Below are 16,252 nucleotides of genomic sequence, written 5' to 3' on the forward strand. Positions count from 1 at the left end.
GACTCAGATCCGGTAGCCGGAGCCGGGCACCGTGACGATCACCGCGGGCTCGCCCAGCTTGCGGCGCAGCGTCATGACGGTCACCCGAACGACGTTCGTGAACGGATCGGTGTTCTCGTCCCACGCCTTCTCCAGCAGCTGCTCCGCCGAGACGACGGCGCCCTCGCTGCGCATCAGGACCTCCAGCACGGCGAACTCCTTCGGCGCGAGCTGGACCTCCTTGCCGTCGCGGAAGACCTCACGGCGGTTGGGGTCGAGCTTGATGCCCGCGCGCTCCAGGACCGGCGGCAGGGGCACGCTGGTGCGCCGCCCCAGGGCCCGCACCCGTGCCGTCAGCTCGCTGAACGCGAACGGCTTGGGCAGGTAGTCGTCGGCACCGATCTCCAGGCCCTCGACGCGGTCACTGACGTCGCCGGACGCCGTGAGCATCAACACCCGGGTGGGCATGCCGAGTTCGACGATCTTGCGGCAGACGTCGTCGCCGTGCACGAGCGGGAGGTCACGGTCGAGGACGACGACGTCGTAGTCGTTGACGCCGATGCGCTCCAGTGCCGCCGCGCCGTCGTACACGACGTCCACGGCCATGGCCTCCCGGCGCAGTCCGGTGGCCACCGCATCGGCGAGCAGCTGCTCGTCCTCGACGACGAGTACGCGCACGTCGCTTCCTTCCTGTGTCCGCCCGCGCGGCGCCTCTCGGGCATGCGCGGGCAGGGGCTTCGGTGAGTGTGTTGACGCCCATCCTGCCCCTTTCGGCCATAAGTCGGCGGTAAGGCGGGTGAGCGGCCCACTGAGGGCCGGCGTGAGGCCCGGGAATGCCAGATTTTCTCCGAGGGTTGAGGTTTCCGTGAAGGGGACTGGGGGGAGGACGGCTTTACACCCCGCGATCACGCTCTGCATGTACCGCACCACCGTGCGGTATGCGGCGACCCGCTTTCCGCAGAGTGGGCGTGGGTGTCCGGCACCGTCGCCGCCCAGCACGACGGGCAGTGTGCTGGGCGCCCAGTGGAGACGTGATCGTCCCTTCCGAACGGCACACCCCCGTGCCATCGACCCACGACCCAGGACGAGGGGGCGCAGCATGGACGCATTCACCGCAGGACTTCGGCAGCGCATAAGGGCGACCGAGTCCGACCTGACGCGGGCTCGCGACGAGGGCGACTACTTCCTCGTCGAGGTGGAACAGGCCGAGCTCGACGACCTGCGCCGCCTCGCCGCCGAGCACGGTGTGGAGGTCGGCGCGTTCTAGTGCCGTGGCAGGCAACGTTTGTCCGTGAAGGAGCGGCGTCCGGTGCGTGCTCTGGGGGTCCCCCCGGCCGGAGGCTGGGGAGTGCCGGCCGGAGGCCCTCGTACTGGACGTACTCGGGTCTTCGGCTGGTGCGGGAGTGGGGGCACCTCCCACGCCCTTACGGCAGTGGGGGAGCGTGCCGGGCGTCGCGACGGGGCGAACGTCGCCTGCCACGGCACTTGCGTCTGTTCAGCACGTACGGCAGGACAGCGGGACCCCGGCGAATCCAGCGCCGGGGTCCCGCTGCGTGTTCTGTCACTGCCGGCGCGCCGGCCCGAAGGGGAGCGGGCGATCCGGCTCAGTCGTGCCAGGCGCCGAAGTCCTCCAGGAGCCGCTGGAGGGGCTCGAAGACCCCCGGGGTGGCGGCGATCGCCAGGTCGCGTGCGGGGGGTTCTCCGGGGCGTCCACCGGTCAGCGCGCCCGCTTCCCGGGCGATGAGGTCCCCCGCGGCGAGGTCCCACGGGTGGAGGCCGCGCTCGAAGTAGCCGTCGAGGCGGCCCGCGGCGACGTCGCAGAGGTCGACCGCGGCCGAGCCACTGCGCCGGATGTCACGCAGCAGCGGGATCAGCTTCCGGGCGACCTCGGCCTGGTGGGCGCGGACCTCCAGGACGTAGTTGAAGCCGGTCGACACCAGGGCCTGGTCCAGGGGCGGCGCGGGACGGCAGGCGAGTGCGCGTTCACCGGCCCAGGCGCCGGTGGCCCAGGCTCCGCCGCCGCGGACCGCGTGGTAGGTCTCGCCGCGCATCGGGACCGCGACGACGCCGACGACGGTCTCGCCGTCCTGCTCGGCGGCGATGGAGACGGCCCAAGTAGGCAGGTCGTACAGGTAGTTGACCGTGCCGTCGAGCGGGTCGATCACCCAGCGGACGCCGCTCGTGCCTTCGCTGGAGGCGCCCTCCTCGCCGAGGAAGCCGTCGTCCGGGCGGTGTTCGGAGATCAGGTCGGTGATCAGTTTCTCCGCCGCGATGTCCATCTCGGTGACCACGTCGATCGGGCTGGACTTGGTGGCGGCGACCGCGAGGTCGGCGGGGCGGCCGTCCCGCAGCAGCTCGCCGGCGCGGCGCGCGGCCTCCCGGGCGAGCTTGAGCAGGTGCGGGTGCAGGGGGTCGCTCACGGGGATCCTCACGCGTAGGGGCTGTCGGCGCCCGCGGCGGCGGGCCGGGGGGCGCGGGCCGGGCAGCAGCCGACGGGGCACAGGGTGTGGCTCGCACCGAGGGCGCCCAGGGCGCAGGGCGTGACCTCCTGTCCGCGTTCGATGCCGGAGCGCTCCAGGACGAGGTCGCGGATCGCGGCGGCGAAGCGCGGGTCGGCGCCCACGGTGGCCGAGCGGCGTACCGGCAGGCCCAGCTCCGCGGCCTTGGCGGTGGCCTCCGTGTCGAGGTCGTAGAGGACCTCCATGTGGTCGGAGACGAACCCGATGGGGGCCATGACGACGGCCGGCACCCCGGCGGCGTGCCGTTCCTCGAGGTGGTCGCAGATGTCGGGTTCGAGCCACGGGATGTGCGGGGCTCCGGAGCGGGACTGGTAGACGAGCTGCCACGGGTGGTCCACGCCGGTGCGTTCGCGGACCGCGTCGGCGATCAGCCGCGCGACGTCGAGGTGCTGCCGCACGTACGCGCCGCCGTCGCCGTGCCCCTCGGCGGGGCCGGAGGTGTCGGCGGCGGCGAGCGGGATGGAGTGGGTCGAGAAGGCGATGTGGGCGCCGTCACGGACGTCCTCGGGCAGGTCCGACAGGGAGCGCAGCACGCCCTCGATCATGGGCTCCAGGAAGCCCTCGTGGTTGAAGTAGTGCCGCAGCTTGTCGACCTTCGGCAGCTCCAGGCCCTCCGCCTCCAGGGCGGCGAGCGAGTCCGCGAGGTTCTCGCGGTACTGGCGGCAGCCCGAGTAGGAGGCGTAGGCGCTGGTGGCGAGGACCAGGACGCGGCGGCGGCCGTCGGTGACCATCTCGCGCAGGGTGTCCGTCAGGTAGGGGGCCCAGTTGCGGTTGCCCCAGTAGACGGGCAGGTCCAGCCCGTGGTCCGCGAAGTCCTTGCGCAGGGCGTCGAGCAGGGCGCGGTTCTGGTCGTTGATCGGGCTGACCCCGCCGAACAGGAAGTAGTGCTGTCCGACCTCCTTCAGGCGTTCCCTGGGGATGCCGCGCCCGCGCGTGACGTTCTCCAGGAACGGGACCACGTCGTCCGGCCCCTCAGGGCCGCCGAAGGAGAGCAGGAGCAGGGCGTCGTAGGGGGTGGCATCGAGCGCGTCTGGCATGACTCGATCCTGCCACCCGGCACCGACAGCCGGGAAACGGCGGGGTGGCGGGCGGGGGACGCGACCTGCTGCGCGGGGTGGCGGGCAGCGAATCCGAGCCGTCCGAGGGGGTGCGTTAGGGTCACCTTATTCGTAAGCTGTAATGGCCGCCTTCACGCCTTACTGGCGTCAGTGCGCCGCACTGGGCGAGCCCTCCCTCCCGCGACCGGAGACACCCGTGCCCAGCCCGTACCGCGCCCTGTTCGCCGCCCCAGGCTCGACGGCCTTCTCCGCCGCGGGTCTCGTCGGCCGGATGCCGCTGTCGATGATGGGCATCGGCGTGGTGACGATGGTGTCCCAGCTGACCGGACGGTACGGACTGGCGGGCGCTCTGTCGGCCACCATGGCGCTCGCCGCGGCCGCGGTCGGCCCGCAGATCTCCCGGCTGGTCGACCTGCACGGGCAGCGGCGAGTCCTGCGGCCGGCGACGCTGGTCGCGCTCCTCGCGTCGGCGGGGCTGCTGCTCGCCGCGCACTACGCGTGGCCGGACTGGGTGCTGTTCGTCTGCGCCGCCGGCATCGGCTCCGTGCCGAGCCTCGGCGCGATGGTCAGGGCCCGCTGGGCAGCGGTCTACCGGGGCACCCCGCAACTGCACACCGCGTACTCCCTGGAGTCCGTGGTGGACGAGGTCTGCTTCATCTTCGGGCCGATCATCTCCATCGGGCTGTCGACGGCCTGGTTCCCGGAGGCCGGCCCCCTGCTCGCGGCCTGCTTCCTGGCCGTGGGCGTCTTCTGGCTGACCGCGCAGCGCGCCACCGAACCCGCCCCGCATCCGCGTGACCACCGCGGGGGCGGCTCCGCGCTGGGCGCTCCCGGTCTGCAGGTCCTGGTGGCCACCTTCGTGGCGACCGGCGCGATCTTCGGTGCGGTCGACGTGGTGACCGTCGCCTTCGCCGACGAGCAGGGGCACAAGAGCGCGGCGAGCGTCGTGCTCGCGCTGTACGCGGCGGGCTCCTGCCTCGCGGGGATCGTGTTCGGGCTGCTGCACTTCAAGGGGGCGCCCGAACGTCGCTGGCTGCTGGGCGTGTGCACCATGGCCGTGAGTATGATCCCCCTCCTACTGGTCGGAAACTTGCCGTTTCTGGCCGTGGCGCTGTTCGCTGCGGGCCTGTCCATCGCTCCCACGATGATCACGACGATGTCTCTCATCGAAAAGCACGTACCACGCGCGCGACTGACCGAGGGCATGACCTGGGTGAGCACGGGGCTCGCGGTCGGGGTGGCGCTCGGCTCCTCCGTGGCCGGCTGGGTCATCGACGCGGCCGGCGCGCGTGCGGGGTACGGGGTTCCGGCGGTGTCCGGAGCCGTCGCGGTCGCGGTCGGTTTCCTCGGGTACCGCCGGCTCAACAGGCCGGTTCCGCGTCGGGGAGGCACCGTTGAGCAGGACAGCGAGCGGGAAGAACGGCACGTGGCGTAACTGGGGAGGCAACGTCGCCGCCCGTCCCGCGCGGGAGGTCACCCCCGCCTCGGTCGAGGAGCTCTCCGCGGCCGTACGCCGGGCCGCCGAGGACGGTCTGAAGGTGAAGGCCGTCGGCACCGGGCACTCCTTCACGTCCATCGCCGCCACCGACGGTGTGTTGATCCGCCCTCAACTGTTGACCGGTATACGCACCATCGACCGGGTGGCCGGGACGGTCACGGTCGAGGCCGGCACTCCGCTCAAGAGGCTCAACATGGCTCTCGCGCGCGAGGGCCTGTCGCTCACCAACATGGGCGACATCATGGAACAGACGGTCTCCGGGGCCACCAGCACCGGCACGCACGGCACGGGCCGCGAGTCGGCGTCGATCGCCGCCCAGATCACGGCGCTCGAACTGGTCACGGCCGACGGCTCGGTGCTCAGCTGCTCCGAGAAGGAGAACCCGGACGTCTTCGCGGCCGCCCGCATCGGACTGGGCGCGCTCGGCATCGTCACCGCGATCACGTTCGCCGTGGAGCCGGTCTTCCTGCTCACGGCCCGCGAGGAGCCGATGCCCTTCGACCGGGTCCTGTCGGACTTCGACGAACTGTGGGCCGAGAACGAGCACTTCGAGTTCTACTGGTTCCCGCACACCGGCAGCACCAACACCAAGCGCAACAACCGCAGCGCCGGCCCGGCGAAGCCGGTGAGCCCGGTCGCGGGCTGGATCGAGGACGAACTCCTCTCCAACGGCGTCTTCCAGGCGGCCCAGCTGGTCGGCCGCGCGGCGCCCGCCACCATCCCGGCGATCTCCCGGATCTCCAGCAGGGCCCTGTCCGCCCGGACGTACACCGACATCCCGTACAAGGTGTTCACCTCGCCGCGCCGGGTGCGCTTCGTGGAGATGGAGTACGCGGTACCGCGCAAGGCCGTCACCGAGGTGCTGCGCGAGTTGCGGACCATGGTCGACCGCTCCGGGCTCCGGGTCTCCTTCCCGGTCGAGGTGCGCACCGCTCCGGCCGACGACATCGCGCTGTCCACCGCCTCGGGCCGGGACAGCGCCTACATCGCCGTCCACATGTTCAAGGGCACCCCCTATCAGGCGTACTTCACCGCCGCGGAGCGCATCTTCACCGCGCACGAGGGCCGGCCGCACTGGGGCAAGGTGCACACCCGGGACGCCGAGTACTTCGCCGGGGTCTACCCCCGCTTCGGTGAGTTCACCGCCCTGCGGGACCGGCTCGACCCGGACCGGCTGTTCCAGAACGACTACCTGCGCAGGGTGCTGGGTGCGTGACGGCCAGGGCCCCTGTGACATGCGGGGTCCTCATGACGGCAGAGGCGAACATGACACCTGAGGTCCCCGTGACGGCGGAGACCGCCGTGACCCAGGGGACGAGGGGACCCGGGCCACAGGAGCGAGGCCGCGAAACGATTGTCTCCGTTTCTGGCGGTTGCGTGAAGTACGCCACTTCCAAGATCCCGGAAGTCCCGGGGAGACGACCAAGTCCCGTCCCTCGCATGAAGTTCGGCGGCGTGCCAATCCACGCAGGTGGTCCGAATGGAGTACTGTGGCGAGCCCTGGGTCAAGTCTCCCGCCAGGGCGTCCGTGGCCTTCAAGGACCGCCAGGAGGGGGCCAGTTGCACAGGGTGACGGAGTTGGTCACTTAGCGTTGCGAACAGGTAACCGTGCCATAACGGCGTGACTGGGCCCGCGCCCGACACGCCGGGCAACTCGGCAAGGTTGTGGCAGGCTGCACCCGGGCAGGCCACACTCGACTAGCGGAAGCAGCGACGCACGTGACGTCGGCAGGCACCACCCGGGAGGTCCCCATGCCCGAACTGCGTGTCGTGGCCGTCTCCAATGACGGCACACGGCTGGTGCTGAAGGCTGCGGACAGCACGGAGTACACGCTTCCGATTGACGAGCGTCTGCGCGCCGCCGTACGCGGCGACCGTCCCCGCCTCGGCCAGATCGAGATCGAGGTGGAGAGCCATCTCCGCCCCCGAGACATCCAGGCGCGGATACGAGCGGGTGCGACCGCGGAAGAGGTCGCCCAACTCGCCGGTATCCCCGTCGACCGCGTACGGCGCTTCGAGGGCCCCGTGCTCGCCGAGCGCGCCTTCATGGCCGAGCGGGCCCGCAAGACACCCGTCCGCCGGCCCGGTGAGAACGCCGGACCCCAGCTCGGCGAGGCCGTGCAGGAGCGTCTGCTGCTGCGTGGCGCCGAGAAGGACACCGTCCAGTGGGACTCCTGGCGCCGCGACGACGGCACCTGGGAGGTCCTGCTCGTCTACCTGGTCGCGGGCGAACCGCACTCGGCGAGCTGGACCTACGACCCGCCCCGGCGGCTCGTCCAGGCCGTCGACGAGGAGGCACGCTCGCTGATCGGCGAGTCCGAGGACCTCGCCGCGCCGGAGCCCAGCTTTCCCTTCGTACCGCGCATCGCCCGGCTGCCCCGTGACCGTCCGCTGGACCGCGCCCTCGACCGCGCGCTGGAGCGTCCCGTCCTGCCGTCGCCGGAGCCGGTAGAGGAGAGCACGAGCGAACGGGACTCGCTGACCAGCCTGCTGGAGGCGGTGCCCAGCTTCCGGGGCGACCTGGTGGTGCCGGAGCGCCCGGCGGAGCCCCCCGTGGAGGAGGAGCCCGACCCCGAGCCGGACGCGGAGGAGCCCCCGGCCCCCGCGGCCTCGGCCGGTGCCGGTTCGGCCTACGCGGACGTCCTCATGCCCCGTTCCGTCGGCAGCCACCGTGACCGTCTCGTCGGCGCGACGGACCGCCAGGCCGAGGCGGACGGCGTCCGGCCGGGCCGCCGCGCGGCCGTCCCGAGCTGGGACGAGATCGTGTTCGGAACCCGGCGCAAGAAGCAGGAGTAGGCGAGTTCCACGCGGGAGGGCCCACCGCTGGTCGGCGGTGGGCCCTCCCGCGTCGTACGACCCCATACGTCCCACGACCCCATCGCCCTACGCCCCACGCGTCGGACCCCGCCGTGCGTCGCGCGCCGGCCCTCCGTCGTCCGGGCCCTCCGTCGCGCCGGGACCCCGCCGTGCCGCCCGCTACTGCGGGTCGGGGCCCACGGCAACCGGCCGTTCGGGGTCCGACGACCACTGCGACCACGAACCCACGTACAGCGCGGCCGGGATGCCCGCCACCGCGAGCGCCAGCACCTCGTGCGCGCCGGAGACCCCGGAGCCGCAGTACACGCCGACGTCCGCCCCCTCGGACGCCCCGAGTTCCATGAAACGCGCGGCCAGTTCCTCCGTGGGCAGGAAGCGCCCGTCCGTTCCCACGTTCAGTGTCGTGGGCGCGGAGACGGCGCCGGGGATGTGACCACCGACCCGGTCGATCGGCTCCACCTCGCCGCGGTACCGCTCCCCCGCACGCGCGTCGAGCAGCACGCCGGACCGCGCCAGTGCCGCGGCCCCGTCCGCGTCGAGCAACCCCACCGCCCCGGGCACGGGTTCGAAGTCACCCGGCGCCACGGACGGCGGCGCCGCCGTCTCCAGCGACCCTTCCCAGGCCGTCAATCCGCCGTCGAGCACTCGCACGTCCGGGTGACCCGTCCAGCGCAGCAACCACCATGCGCGGGCCGCCGCCCAGCCCTGCCCCCCGTCGTACACCACGACCGGTCTTCCGGACGACACACCGGCCCGGCGCATGGCAGCACCGAACTCCGCGACGTCCGGCAGCGGATGACGTCCGGCGGCGCCGGGAGCGCCCGCGAGTTCCCTGTCCAGGTCGACGTAGACCGCGCCCGGCAGGTGCCCGGCCCGGTAGGCGGCACGGCCGTCGAAGGGTGGTTCACCGGCCGCCCTGGCCACGCTGAGCTGCCAGCGGACGTCGAGCAGTACCGGCGGGTTCTGCCCTGCCAGGTCGCTCTCGAGTCGGGATGCGGAGATGATGGCGTTCATGGTCACCATCCTCGCGCACGGGGTGGCCGCATCGCCCGGCTCCGGCTACTCTGCTCGGCCGGACAGCTCCGGTCACGAGGCGTACGGGATCGGGCACATGCTGTACAGCCGATCGACATCCGTCGGCAACCGCACCGATGAGGACGAGAAGCCACACACCGGGCATTCTCCGGTCTCGGGCACCGCATCCGTGCGGCGCGCCCGGAGCCCTCGCACCGCGCGCGGTGCGAGCATCGGCACAGGGTCCGGACAACGGACGCGACACGGCCACCGCGAGGGGCCGAGAAGAGAGAGTGGCGATGACCGAAGCACGTGGGTCGGCCGGCCGGAACGGCGACACGCACGCTCGGTACGCGCCCGGCACACCCTGCTGGGTAAGTCTGATGGTGCACGGGCTGGAAGCGACGCAGGACTTCTACGGATCGCTGTTCGGCTGGGAGTTCCAGCCCGGCCCGCACCAGCTCGGCCCCTATGTGCGGGCCCTGCTGGACGGCCATGAGGTGGCGGGCATCGGCCAGCTGCCGCCCGACCGTCATCTACCGGTCGCCTGGACCCCGTACCTCGCCTCCGAGGACGTGGACCTGACCGCTGAAACGGTCCGGCTGTGCGGCGGCACCCTCGGCGTGGGCCCGCTGGACGCCGCGGAGGACGGGCGTCTGGCGATCTGCTCCGACCCGTCCGGTGCGGTGTTCGGCGTCTGGCAGCCGCTGGCCCGCCTGGGCATGACCATCACCGGCGTGCCCGGCGCGCCCGCCTGGAACGAACTGGTGACCTCGGAGACGGCGGACGTCGCCAAGTTCTACGAGGCCGTGTTCGGTTACGTGGAGGAGGCGGAGGGCCCCGACGACGTCGACTACGTGAGCCTGCACATCGAGGGCCGTGCGGTGGCCGGCCTGCACGGGGTGGGCGACGCCCTGCCGCGCGAGCGGGGCCCGCACTGGATGACGTACTTCGCCGTCGCCGACGCCGACGAGGCGGTCGGCAGGCTCGTCGACCTGGGAGGGCATCTCCTGGAGCCGCCCCGGGACAGCGCCCACGGGCGGGTGGCCGCGGTGGCCGACCCCGAGGGGGCCAGGTTCTCCCTGCTGGAGCACCCGAGCTGATCCGGCGCCGGCGCGGGTGGCGACCAGGCCACCGCAGGGCCACCGCCGGGCGCGGGCGGGGCGTCGCGGTCCGCGGGCAGGGCGTCGCGGTCCGCGGGCAGGGCGTCGCCGGGCGCGGGCGGGGCGTCCGCGATCCGCTCTAGGCCGACGACACCGGCAGTATGTCGGGCCTGGGCAGCACATCCGGCGACAGTGCCGCCGCCCGCGCCGTGGCGGCCGTCATGCGGCGCCGGTGGTGCCGGCGGCACAGCACCTCGTAGCCGACGGCATCCGCCTGGTTGACGTCTCCGACGACCACCTGCTCGCCCTCCACCACCATTTCGCCGCCTGTCGTACGCGCGTTGTGCGTGGCCCGGGCGCCGCACCAGCACAGGGCCTCCACCTGGAGCACCTCGACCCGGTCGGCCAGCTCCACCAGACGCTGCGAGCCGGGGAAGAGCTTGGAGCGGAAGTCGGTCGTGATGCCGAAGGCGTAGACGTCCAGGCCCACGTCGTCGACCAGGCGCGCGAGCTGGTCGATCTGTTCCGGTGCCAGGAACTGTGCCTCGTCCGCGATGACGTAGTCCGCGCGGCCGCCCTGTGACAGGTGGTCGACGAGGTAGCCGTACAGGTCCTGCCCGTCCTCGACCTCGACCGCGTCCGTCACCAGGCCGAGGCGGGAGGACAGTTTGCCCTCACCCGCCCGGTCGTCACGGGTGAAGATCACGCCCACCAGGCCGCGCGCCGAGCGGTTGTGCTCGATCTGCAGAGCCAGGGTGGACTTCCCGCAGTCCATGGTTCCGGAGAAGAACACCAGCTCGGACATGGGAGGTTGAGCACCTTTCGGCAACGGGGGGGCTGGGGGTGAGACGTCAGGAGCGTACTTCGAGCAGCGGGACCAGCTGTTCGGCAGGGGTCATCGAGCCGTGGTTGCCGACCATCGCCGACTCCTTGGGCTCCCGCTCGGAGGCGATGATCAGGACGTCGTCGCGCGCGGCGGCGACCACGTCGCCGATGCGGTCGTACACGCGCGCGTCGCACCCGTCGGGCGGCCCGAACCATCCGGCCGCGATCGCCTCGTCCCGCGAGGCCACCCAGAACTGCTCGCCGAGGACCTCGCGCCAGCAGGTCAGGACGTCGCTCGCAGCACCCGGTACGGCGTAGACGTGGCGGGCGCGGCCCTCGCCGCCCAGCAGGGCGACCCCGGCGCGCAGCTCCCAGTCCTCGTCGAAGTCGATGCGGTGCTGTTCGTCGAAGGGCACGTCGATCATGCCGTGGTCGGCGGTGACGTAGAGCGCGGTGCGCGGCGGCAGCTGCTCGGCCAGCCGCTGGACGAGGCGGTCGACGTGCATGAGCTGGCCGCGCCAGGAGTCCGAGTCGACGCCGAAGCGGTGTCCGGCGCCGTCGAGTTCGGCGTAGTACGTGTAGACCAGGGAGCGGTCGCCCAGGGCCAGTTGTTCGGCCGCGAGGTCCATGCGCTCCTCACCGGTCAACCGTCCGTGGAACGTTCCGCCACTGAGCGCGACCTTGGTCAGCGGGGTGTTCTGGAAGGTGGGCGAGGACACCTGGGCGGCGTGCACACCGGCCGCGTCGGCCAGCTGGAAGACGGTGGGGTACGGCTGCCAGGCGCTCGGCGACGTCCACGGCTGCCAGCGCAGCTGGTTCATCAGGGCGCCGGTCTCCGGGTTGCGCACGGTGTACCCGGGCAGACCGTGCGCGCCGGGCGGGCGGCCGGTGCCGACGGAGGCGAGGGAGGTCGCGGTGGTCGCCGGGTAGCCGGTGGTCAGGGGGCGTCCGGTGCCTCCGCGCGAGCTGGCGAGGAGCGAGGTCATGAAGGGCGCCTCGTCCGGGTGGGCTCGCAGCTGCTCCCAGCCGAGCCCGTCGACCAGGAAGACGCAGTTGCGGTCGGCGGCGGTCAACTCGGTGATCGTGGCGGTCGTTCCCGGTACGGCCATGCCCGCCGCCAGCGTGGGCAGCAGGTCGGCGAGGGAACCGGAGCCGTACTCCGGGACCGGCGCGGAGTCGACGGCGAGGGGTTCCGGGAAGTGGTCCCACGCGGCGGGCTGCGCCATCAGCGGGGCACGTCCGCGGTCGCCTCGGAGATGGCCTGCGCGAAGGTGAGGGCCTGGCGCACGGTCTCCGGGCCGTCCCCCGCCTCGCTGACCCGCAGGCTGAGGTCGTCCGCCGTGGAACTGCCCGTGTAGCCGTGGTCGGCCTCGCAGTCGGGGTCGCCGCAGGCGGCCGGCTCCAGGTCGATCCGGGAGACGGCGCCCCAGCCGATGGTCAGCACGATCTCGCGGGGCAGCGTGCCCGGCGTGTACGACTCCGGGTTGGCGACGACGCGGCTGACCACGACCGAAGAGATCCGGCCGATCTTCACGGACTCGGTGGACGTGGTGGCGTACGGCGTGGGAGAGGTGCTGTCCGCGGCCTGCTCGTCGGTGTGGCTGACGATGAAACGGTTGCCGGTGAGGACGAGCACGGTCACATGCCGGCGCACCTCGTTCTGGTCGAACGTCGTCTCCTGGTGGACCAGGTACGACCGGATGGGCTCGCCGCCCACGGCGGCCTCCACCGCCTCGGCCACGAGGGCCGGGTAGTAGCCGCTGCGCTCGATCGCCGCACGCAGCCCCTGGGTCGTCGTACTGGTCTTGGCCATGACGTCCATCCTACGGTGGCGCACTGACTGCGAGGCACCGCTCCGTACACAGGAAACGTCGCTCAGTGCCCCGCGCGACCGGTCGACCGGCGGTTCGCCGGCGGCCCGGCCGGTCGCTCCCGCGGCCGACCGGTCAGTACACCGGGAGGGTGCGCGGACCCAGGTCGTCGCGGGCGGGCGGCGGGGCCAGGCGCACGGAGGCGCCGAGCACGCTCAGGCCGCGCGGGGCGACCACGACCGGCTCCAGGGTGATCTCGACGACCTCCGGATGGTCGTCGACCAGCCGCGACACCCGCAGAAGCAGCTCCTCCAGCGCGGGGGTGTCGACCGGTGTGGACCCGCGCCAGCCGAACAGGAGCGGAGCCGTCCGGATCGACCGCACCAGTGAGGTCGCCTCCCGGTCGGTGACCGGAACCAGCCGGTGCGCCATGTCCCCGAGCAGTTGCGAGGCGGCGCCGGCGAGCCCGAACGACAGCACCGCTCCGGCCGCCGGGTCGATGACCGCGCGTACCACCGTGTCCACCCCGCGCGGGGCCATTCCCTGGACGACCGGACGCAGCCCCTCCGGCTCTCCGAACAGCTCCGTCAACTCGGCGTACGCGCGACGCAGTTGCTCTTCGTCCGCGAGATCCAGCCGTACGCCGCCCAGGTCGGCGCGGTGCCGCAGGTGCGGGGCGGTGGCCTTGAGGGCCACGGGGTAGCCGAGGACGCGGGCGGCTTCGGCGGCGGCGTCGGGGGTGGGTGCGGGCAGGGCGCGGTGCACCTGGACGCCGTAGGTGGCGAGCAGGTCGCAGGTCTCCTCGAGGCCGAGCGTGCGCCCCTCCCCGCGGGCGAGGAGCCCGCCGATCAACCCGGCGGCCCGCTTCTCGTCGATGTCCTCGTACTCGGGCACCCGGCCCGGCTCGGCGGCCTCCCGCCGCCACTGCGCGTACCGCACGGCTTCGGCGAGGGCCCGCACCGCGCGTTCGGCCGCCGGGTAGGCCGGGATGAGCCGTGAGCAGGACTCGGCGACGGCCCCGGGCGGGGGTGCGGTCGGTGACTGCACAGGTGACAGCGGCGTGGCGCGAACCGACGGGGGCGGGTCGGCGGCGGTCGGATGCGTGGAACCCGGGGTGGCGGGCTGCGTGGTGCCGGCGGTCGGGGGTGGCGTGGTGTCCGTCGTCCGGGGGCGCGTGGGCCCCGCAGTCGTCGGCCGGTCCGGGGCGAGGGAGGCCGGGGCCGCCTGCGGGGCGGTACTGGCCGCGGCCGACAGCGCCTCGGCGAGACCACCGAGTTCGACGTGGACCACCAGCACCGGCTTCCCGGGGACCTCGTCGGCGGCCGCCCGCAGGGCCTCGGCCAGAGCGGCGTCCCCCGCGGACCCCTCCCCCACCGCCGGAATGGCCGTCACGACCACCGCGTCGCACGTGTCGTCGGCCAGCGCGCGCGACAGCGCCGAGCGGAAGTCGCCCGGGGACGCGCCGGTCGTCAGGTCCAGCGGGCTCAGCGGCCGCAGCCCCTCGGACAGACACGCGTCGTAGGTCAGCAGCCCCAGCGACTCGGAGTTCCCGAGGATCGCCACCCGGGGCCCTGTCGGCAGCGGCTGCCGTGCGAGCAGCAGGCCGGTGTCCACGAGTTCGGTGATCGTCTCCACGCGGATCACCCCGGCCTGGCGGAGCAGCGCGGACACCGTCGCGTGCGGCAGCCGCGTCGCACGGACGGCGTGTCCCTGCGGGGCCGAACCGGCGCCCTGCACCACGACCAGCGGTTTCGCCGCGGCCGTACGCCGCGCGAGGCGGGTGAACTTGCGGGGGTTGCCGATGGACTCCAGGTACATGAGGGCGACGTCGGTGTCCGGGTCGTCGTACCAGTACTGGAGTACGTCGTTGCCGGAGACGTCGGCCCGGTTGCCGGAGGACACGAAGGTGGACACTCCCGTGGTGCCGGTGACCCCTCCACCGCGCCGGTGCAGCCGGGACAGCAGGGCGATACCGATGGCGCCGGACTGCGCGAACAGCCCGATCCGCCCCGGCCGCGGCATCTCGGGAGCGAGGGAGGCGTTGAGCCGGGTCCGCGGCGAGGTGTTGATGATCCCGAAGGCGTTGGGCCCGATGATCCGCATCCCGTACGCGCGCGCGTGCCGGACGAGTTCACGCTGGCGCTCACGCCCTTCGGGGCCGCTCTCGGCGTACCCGGAGGAGAGCACGACGAGTCCCTGCACCCCGTGCGCGCCGCACTCGGCGACGGCCTCGGGCACGTGCTCGGCCGGCACCGCGACGACCGCCACGTCGACGGGCCCGTCCACGTCACGCACCGAGCGGTACGCGGGGATGCCGTCGAGCTCCTTCTGCTCCTCGGGGAAGGCCTTGTTCACGGCGTAGAGGCTGCCGGTGAAGCCGGCGCCCCTGAGGTTGTCGAGGACGCCGCGGCCCACGCCGCCGGGGGCGCGGCCGGCTCCGACGACGGCGACGGAGCCTGGTGCCAGCAGCCGCCCTACCGAGTGCGCCTCGGCGCGCTGTTCCCGCGCGCGCTGCACGGCCAGCGAGCGGTCGGTGGGTTCGAGGTCGAACTCCAGGTGGACGACGCCGTCCTCGAAGCTGCGCTTCTGCGTGTAGCCGGCGTCCGTGAACACCTTGATCATCTTGGTGTTGGCGGGCAGCACCTCGGCGGTGAAGCGGCGGATGCCGCGCTCGCGCGCGACGGCCGCGATGTGTTCGAGGAGCGTGGAGGCCACCCCGCGCCCCTGGTGGGCGTCCTGTACCAGGAAGGCGACCTCGGCCTCGTCGGCGGGCGCCGAGGCGGCCATGCCGTCGGCGCCGATGCGGTCGTAGCGTACGGTGGCGATGAACTCGCCGCCGATGGTGGCCGCGAGTCCCACCCGGTCCACGAAGTCGTGGTGCGTGAAGCGGTGGACGTCCTTGGCGGACAGGCGAGGGTAGGGCGCGAAGAAGCGGTAGTACTTCGACTCCTCCGACACCTGCTCGTAGAAGCTGACCAGGCGCTCGGCGTCGTCGACGGTGATGGGCCGGATGCGCGCGGTACCCCCGTCGCGCAGCACCACGTCGGCCTCCCAGTGAGCGGGGTACTCGTGCCGGTCCGGCGAGGTCTGCATGGGCCCCAGAGTACGGCTCGCGTACGACAACGGCGCGAGGCAGTCTGTGGAGGACGGACGTCGGACCGAGGCCGCGGTCCGACGTCACCGAGGGGCGGGACGACACCCTCCTCGGGCATGCTTCACGGTATGGGAAACTGGTCTAGACAACCCTGAGCACTGAAGGGCAGCATCACATGGCTGAGCGCCGCGTCAACGTCGGCTGGGCGGAGGGCCTCCACGCCCGCCCCGCCTCCATCTTCGTCCGGGCCACCACGGCCACAGGTGTCCCCGTGACGATCGCCAAGGCCGACGGCAACCCCGTCAACGCGGCCTCCATGCTGGCTGTCCTGGGCCTGGGCGCCCAGGGTGGCGAGGAGATCGTCCTCGCCTCCGACGCGGAGGGCGCGGACGCCGCGCTCGACCGCCTCGCGAAGCTGGTGGCCGAGGGCCTCGAGGAGCTCCCCGAGACCGTCTGAGGGCCTCCGCTCCACACCCGCAGCCGCGTCGGCCTTTCCGGTCGGCGCGGCTGCGCCGTTTTCCGGTACGGGCGGAT

The 16,252-nt window shown here is 72.7% G+C and carries 14 protein-coding genes; 6 read left to right on the top strand and 8 right to left on the bottom strand.

The features are described 5' to 3' along the window. Positions 1 to 3 precede the first annotated feature (3 nt). Positions 4 to 657, bottom strand: a complete 654-nt coding sequence (locus tag AC07AZ_RS03035) for a response regulator transcription factor (RefSeq protein ID WP_030605557.1) — start codon at positions 655 to 657, stop codon at positions 4 to 6. A 421-nt stretch (positions 658 to 1,078) separates the two neighbouring features. On the opposite strand from AC07AZ_RS03035, the gene AC07AZ_RS03040 reads away from it, so the two are divergent. Further along, positions 1,079 to 1,246 (top strand): hypothetical protein, encoded by a 168-nt coding sequence (locus AC07AZ_RS03040; protein WP_478843169.1) that lies wholly within the window; start codon positions 1,079 to 1,081, stop codon positions 1,244 to 1,246. A 337-nt stretch (positions 1,247 to 1,583) separates the two neighbouring features. On the opposite strand, the gene AC07AZ_RS03045 is transcribed toward AC07AZ_RS03040, so the two are convergent. Together AC07AZ_RS03045 and AC07AZ_RS03050 are read right to left on the bottom strand one after the other, a co-directional pair. Continuing rightward, a complete protein-coding gene (locus tag AC07AZ_RS03045; protein WP_478843171.1) occupies positions 1,584 to 2,399 on the bottom strand; it encodes an inositol monophosphatase family protein in 816 nt (271 codons plus the stop codon). Positions 2,400 to 2,407: 8 nt separating this feature from the next. After that, a complete protein-coding gene (locus tag AC07AZ_RS03050; RefSeq protein WP_478843173.1) occupies positions 2,408 to 3,535 on the bottom strand; it encodes a ferrochelatase in 1,128 nt (375 codons plus the stop codon). A 217-nt stretch (positions 3,536 to 3,752) separates the two neighbouring features. On the opposite strand from AC07AZ_RS03050, the gene AC07AZ_RS03055 reads away from it, so the two are divergent. The 3 genes from AC07AZ_RS03055 (at position 3,753) to sepH (ending at position 7,850) form a co-directional block, all read left to right on the top strand. After that, the gene (locus tag AC07AZ_RS03055) at positions 3,753 to 4,991 is read left to right on the top strand and encodes an MFS transporter (protein ID WP_478843175.1); all 1,239 of its coding nucleotides are present in this window, start codon (positions 3,753 to 3,755) and stop codon (positions 4,989 to 4,991) included. Continuing rightward, positions 4,951 to 6,270 (top strand): D-arabinono-1,4-lactone oxidase, encoded by a 1,320-nt coding sequence (locus AC07AZ_RS03060; RefSeq protein WP_478843177.1) that lies wholly within the window; start codon positions 4,951 to 4,953, stop codon positions 6,268 to 6,270. Before AC07AZ_RS03055 ends, AC07AZ_RS03060 begins: the two co-directional genes overlap by 41 nt. Positions 6,271 to 6,806: 536 nt before the next feature. Further along, the gene (gene sepH / locus AC07AZ_RS03065) at positions 6,807 to 7,850 is read left to right on the top strand and encodes a septation protein SepH (RefSeq protein ID WP_478843179.1); all 1,044 of its coding nucleotides are present in this window, start codon (positions 6,807 to 6,809) and stop codon (positions 7,848 to 7,850) included. Positions 7,851 to 8,030: 180 nt separating this feature from the next. On the opposite strand, the gene AC07AZ_RS03070 is transcribed toward sepH, so the two are convergent. Then, complete coding sequence (locus tag AC07AZ_RS03070; protein WP_478843181.1) at positions 8,031 to 8,885, bottom strand: sulfurtransferase; 855 nt, start codon at positions 8,883 to 8,885, stop codon at positions 8,031 to 8,033. A gap of 299 nt (positions 8,886 to 9,184) precedes the next feature. Here AC07AZ_RS03070 and AC07AZ_RS03075 point away from each other — a divergent pair, with 299 nt between their 5' ends. Beyond that, the gene (locus AC07AZ_RS03075) at positions 9,185 to 9,988 is read left to right on the top strand and encodes a VOC family protein (protein ID WP_478843183.1); all 804 of its coding nucleotides are present in this window, start codon (positions 9,185 to 9,187) and stop codon (positions 9,986 to 9,988) included. Positions 9,989 to 10,127: 139 nt separating this feature from the next. Here AC07AZ_RS03075 and AC07AZ_RS03080 read toward each other — a convergent pair whose 3' ends face one another. The 4 genes from AC07AZ_RS03080 to AC07AZ_RS03095 form a co-directional block, all read right to left on the bottom strand. Then, on the bottom strand, positions 10,128 to 10,793 hold the full coding sequence (locus AC07AZ_RS03080; RefSeq protein WP_478843185.1) for a thymidine kinase: 666 nt from the start codon (positions 10,791 to 10,793) through the stop codon (positions 10,128 to 10,130). A gap of 46 nt (positions 10,794 to 10,839) precedes the next feature. Continuing rightward, positions 10,840 to 12,039, bottom strand: a complete 1,200-nt coding sequence (locus AC07AZ_RS03085) for an alkaline phosphatase family protein (RefSeq protein WP_478843187.1) — start codon at positions 12,037 to 12,039, stop codon at positions 10,840 to 10,842. Beyond that, entirely contained in the window at positions 12,039 to 12,626 is a 588-nt protein-coding gene (locus tag AC07AZ_RS03090) for a DUF5998 family protein (protein WP_478843189.1), read from the bottom strand. The genes AC07AZ_RS03085 and AC07AZ_RS03090 overlap by 1 nt, the downstream gene beginning before the upstream one ends. Before the next feature lie 133 nt (positions 12,627 to 12,759). Then, positions 12,760 to 15,717, bottom strand: a complete 2,958-nt coding sequence (locus AC07AZ_RS03095) for a bifunctional acetate--CoA ligase family protein/GNAT family N-acetyltransferase (RefSeq protein ID WP_478843191.1) — start codon at positions 15,715 to 15,717, stop codon at positions 12,760 to 12,762. 176 nt (positions 15,718 to 15,893) lie between these two features. Between AC07AZ_RS03095 and AC07AZ_RS03100 the strand changes: the two genes are divergently transcribed. Beyond that, a complete protein-coding gene (locus AC07AZ_RS03100) occupies positions 15,894 to 16,175 on the top strand; it encodes an HPr family phosphocarrier protein (RefSeq protein WP_356036559.1) in 282 nt (93 codons plus the stop codon). Positions 16,176 to 16,252 lie beyond the last annotated feature (77 nt).

Source organism: Streptomyces sp. NPDC043878, from assembly GCF_056435735.1.

What these genes read in the sequence shown, in the direction of transcription:
- AC07AZ_RS03100 (WP_356036559.1), top strand. Translation starts at nt 15,894, where the DNA reads ATGGCTGAGCGCCGCGTCAACGTCGGCTGGGCGGAGGGCCTCCACGCC.
- sepH (WP_478843179.1), top strand. Translation starts at nt 6,807, where the DNA reads ATGCCCGAACTGCGTGTCGTGGCCGTCTCCAATGACGGCACACGGCTG.
- AC07AZ_RS03040 (WP_478843169.1), top strand. Translation starts at nt 1,079, where the DNA reads ATGGACGCATTCACCGCAGGACTTCGGCAGCGCATAAGGGCGACCGAG.
- AC07AZ_RS03085 (WP_478843187.1), bottom strand. Translation starts at nt 12,039, where the DNA reads ATGGCGCAGCCCGCCGCGTGGGACCACTTCCCGGAACCCCTCGCCGTC.
- AC07AZ_RS03070 (WP_478843181.1), bottom strand. Translation starts at nt 8,885, where the DNA reads ATGAACGCCATCATCTCCGCATCCCGACTCGAGAGCGACCTGGCAGGG.
- AC07AZ_RS03050 (WP_478843173.1), bottom strand. Translation starts at nt 3,535, where the DNA reads ATGCCAGACGCGCTCGATGCCACCCCCTACGACGCCCTGCTCCTGCTC.
- AC07AZ_RS03075 (WP_478843183.1), top strand. Translation starts at nt 9,185, where the DNA reads ATGACCGAAGCACGTGGGTCGGCCGGCCGGAACGGCGACACGCACGCT.
- AC07AZ_RS03080 (WP_478843185.1), bottom strand. Translation starts at nt 10,793, where the DNA reads ATGTCCGAGCTGGTGTTCTTCTCCGGAACCATGGACTGCGGGAAGTCC.
- AC07AZ_RS03090 (WP_478843189.1), bottom strand. Translation starts at nt 12,626, where the DNA reads ATGGCCAAGACCAGTACGACGACCCAGGGGCTGCGTGCGGCGATCGAG.
- AC07AZ_RS03095 (WP_478843191.1), bottom strand. Translation starts at nt 15,717, where the DNA reads ATGCAGACCTCGCCGGACCGGCACGAGTACCCCGCTCACTGGGAGGCC.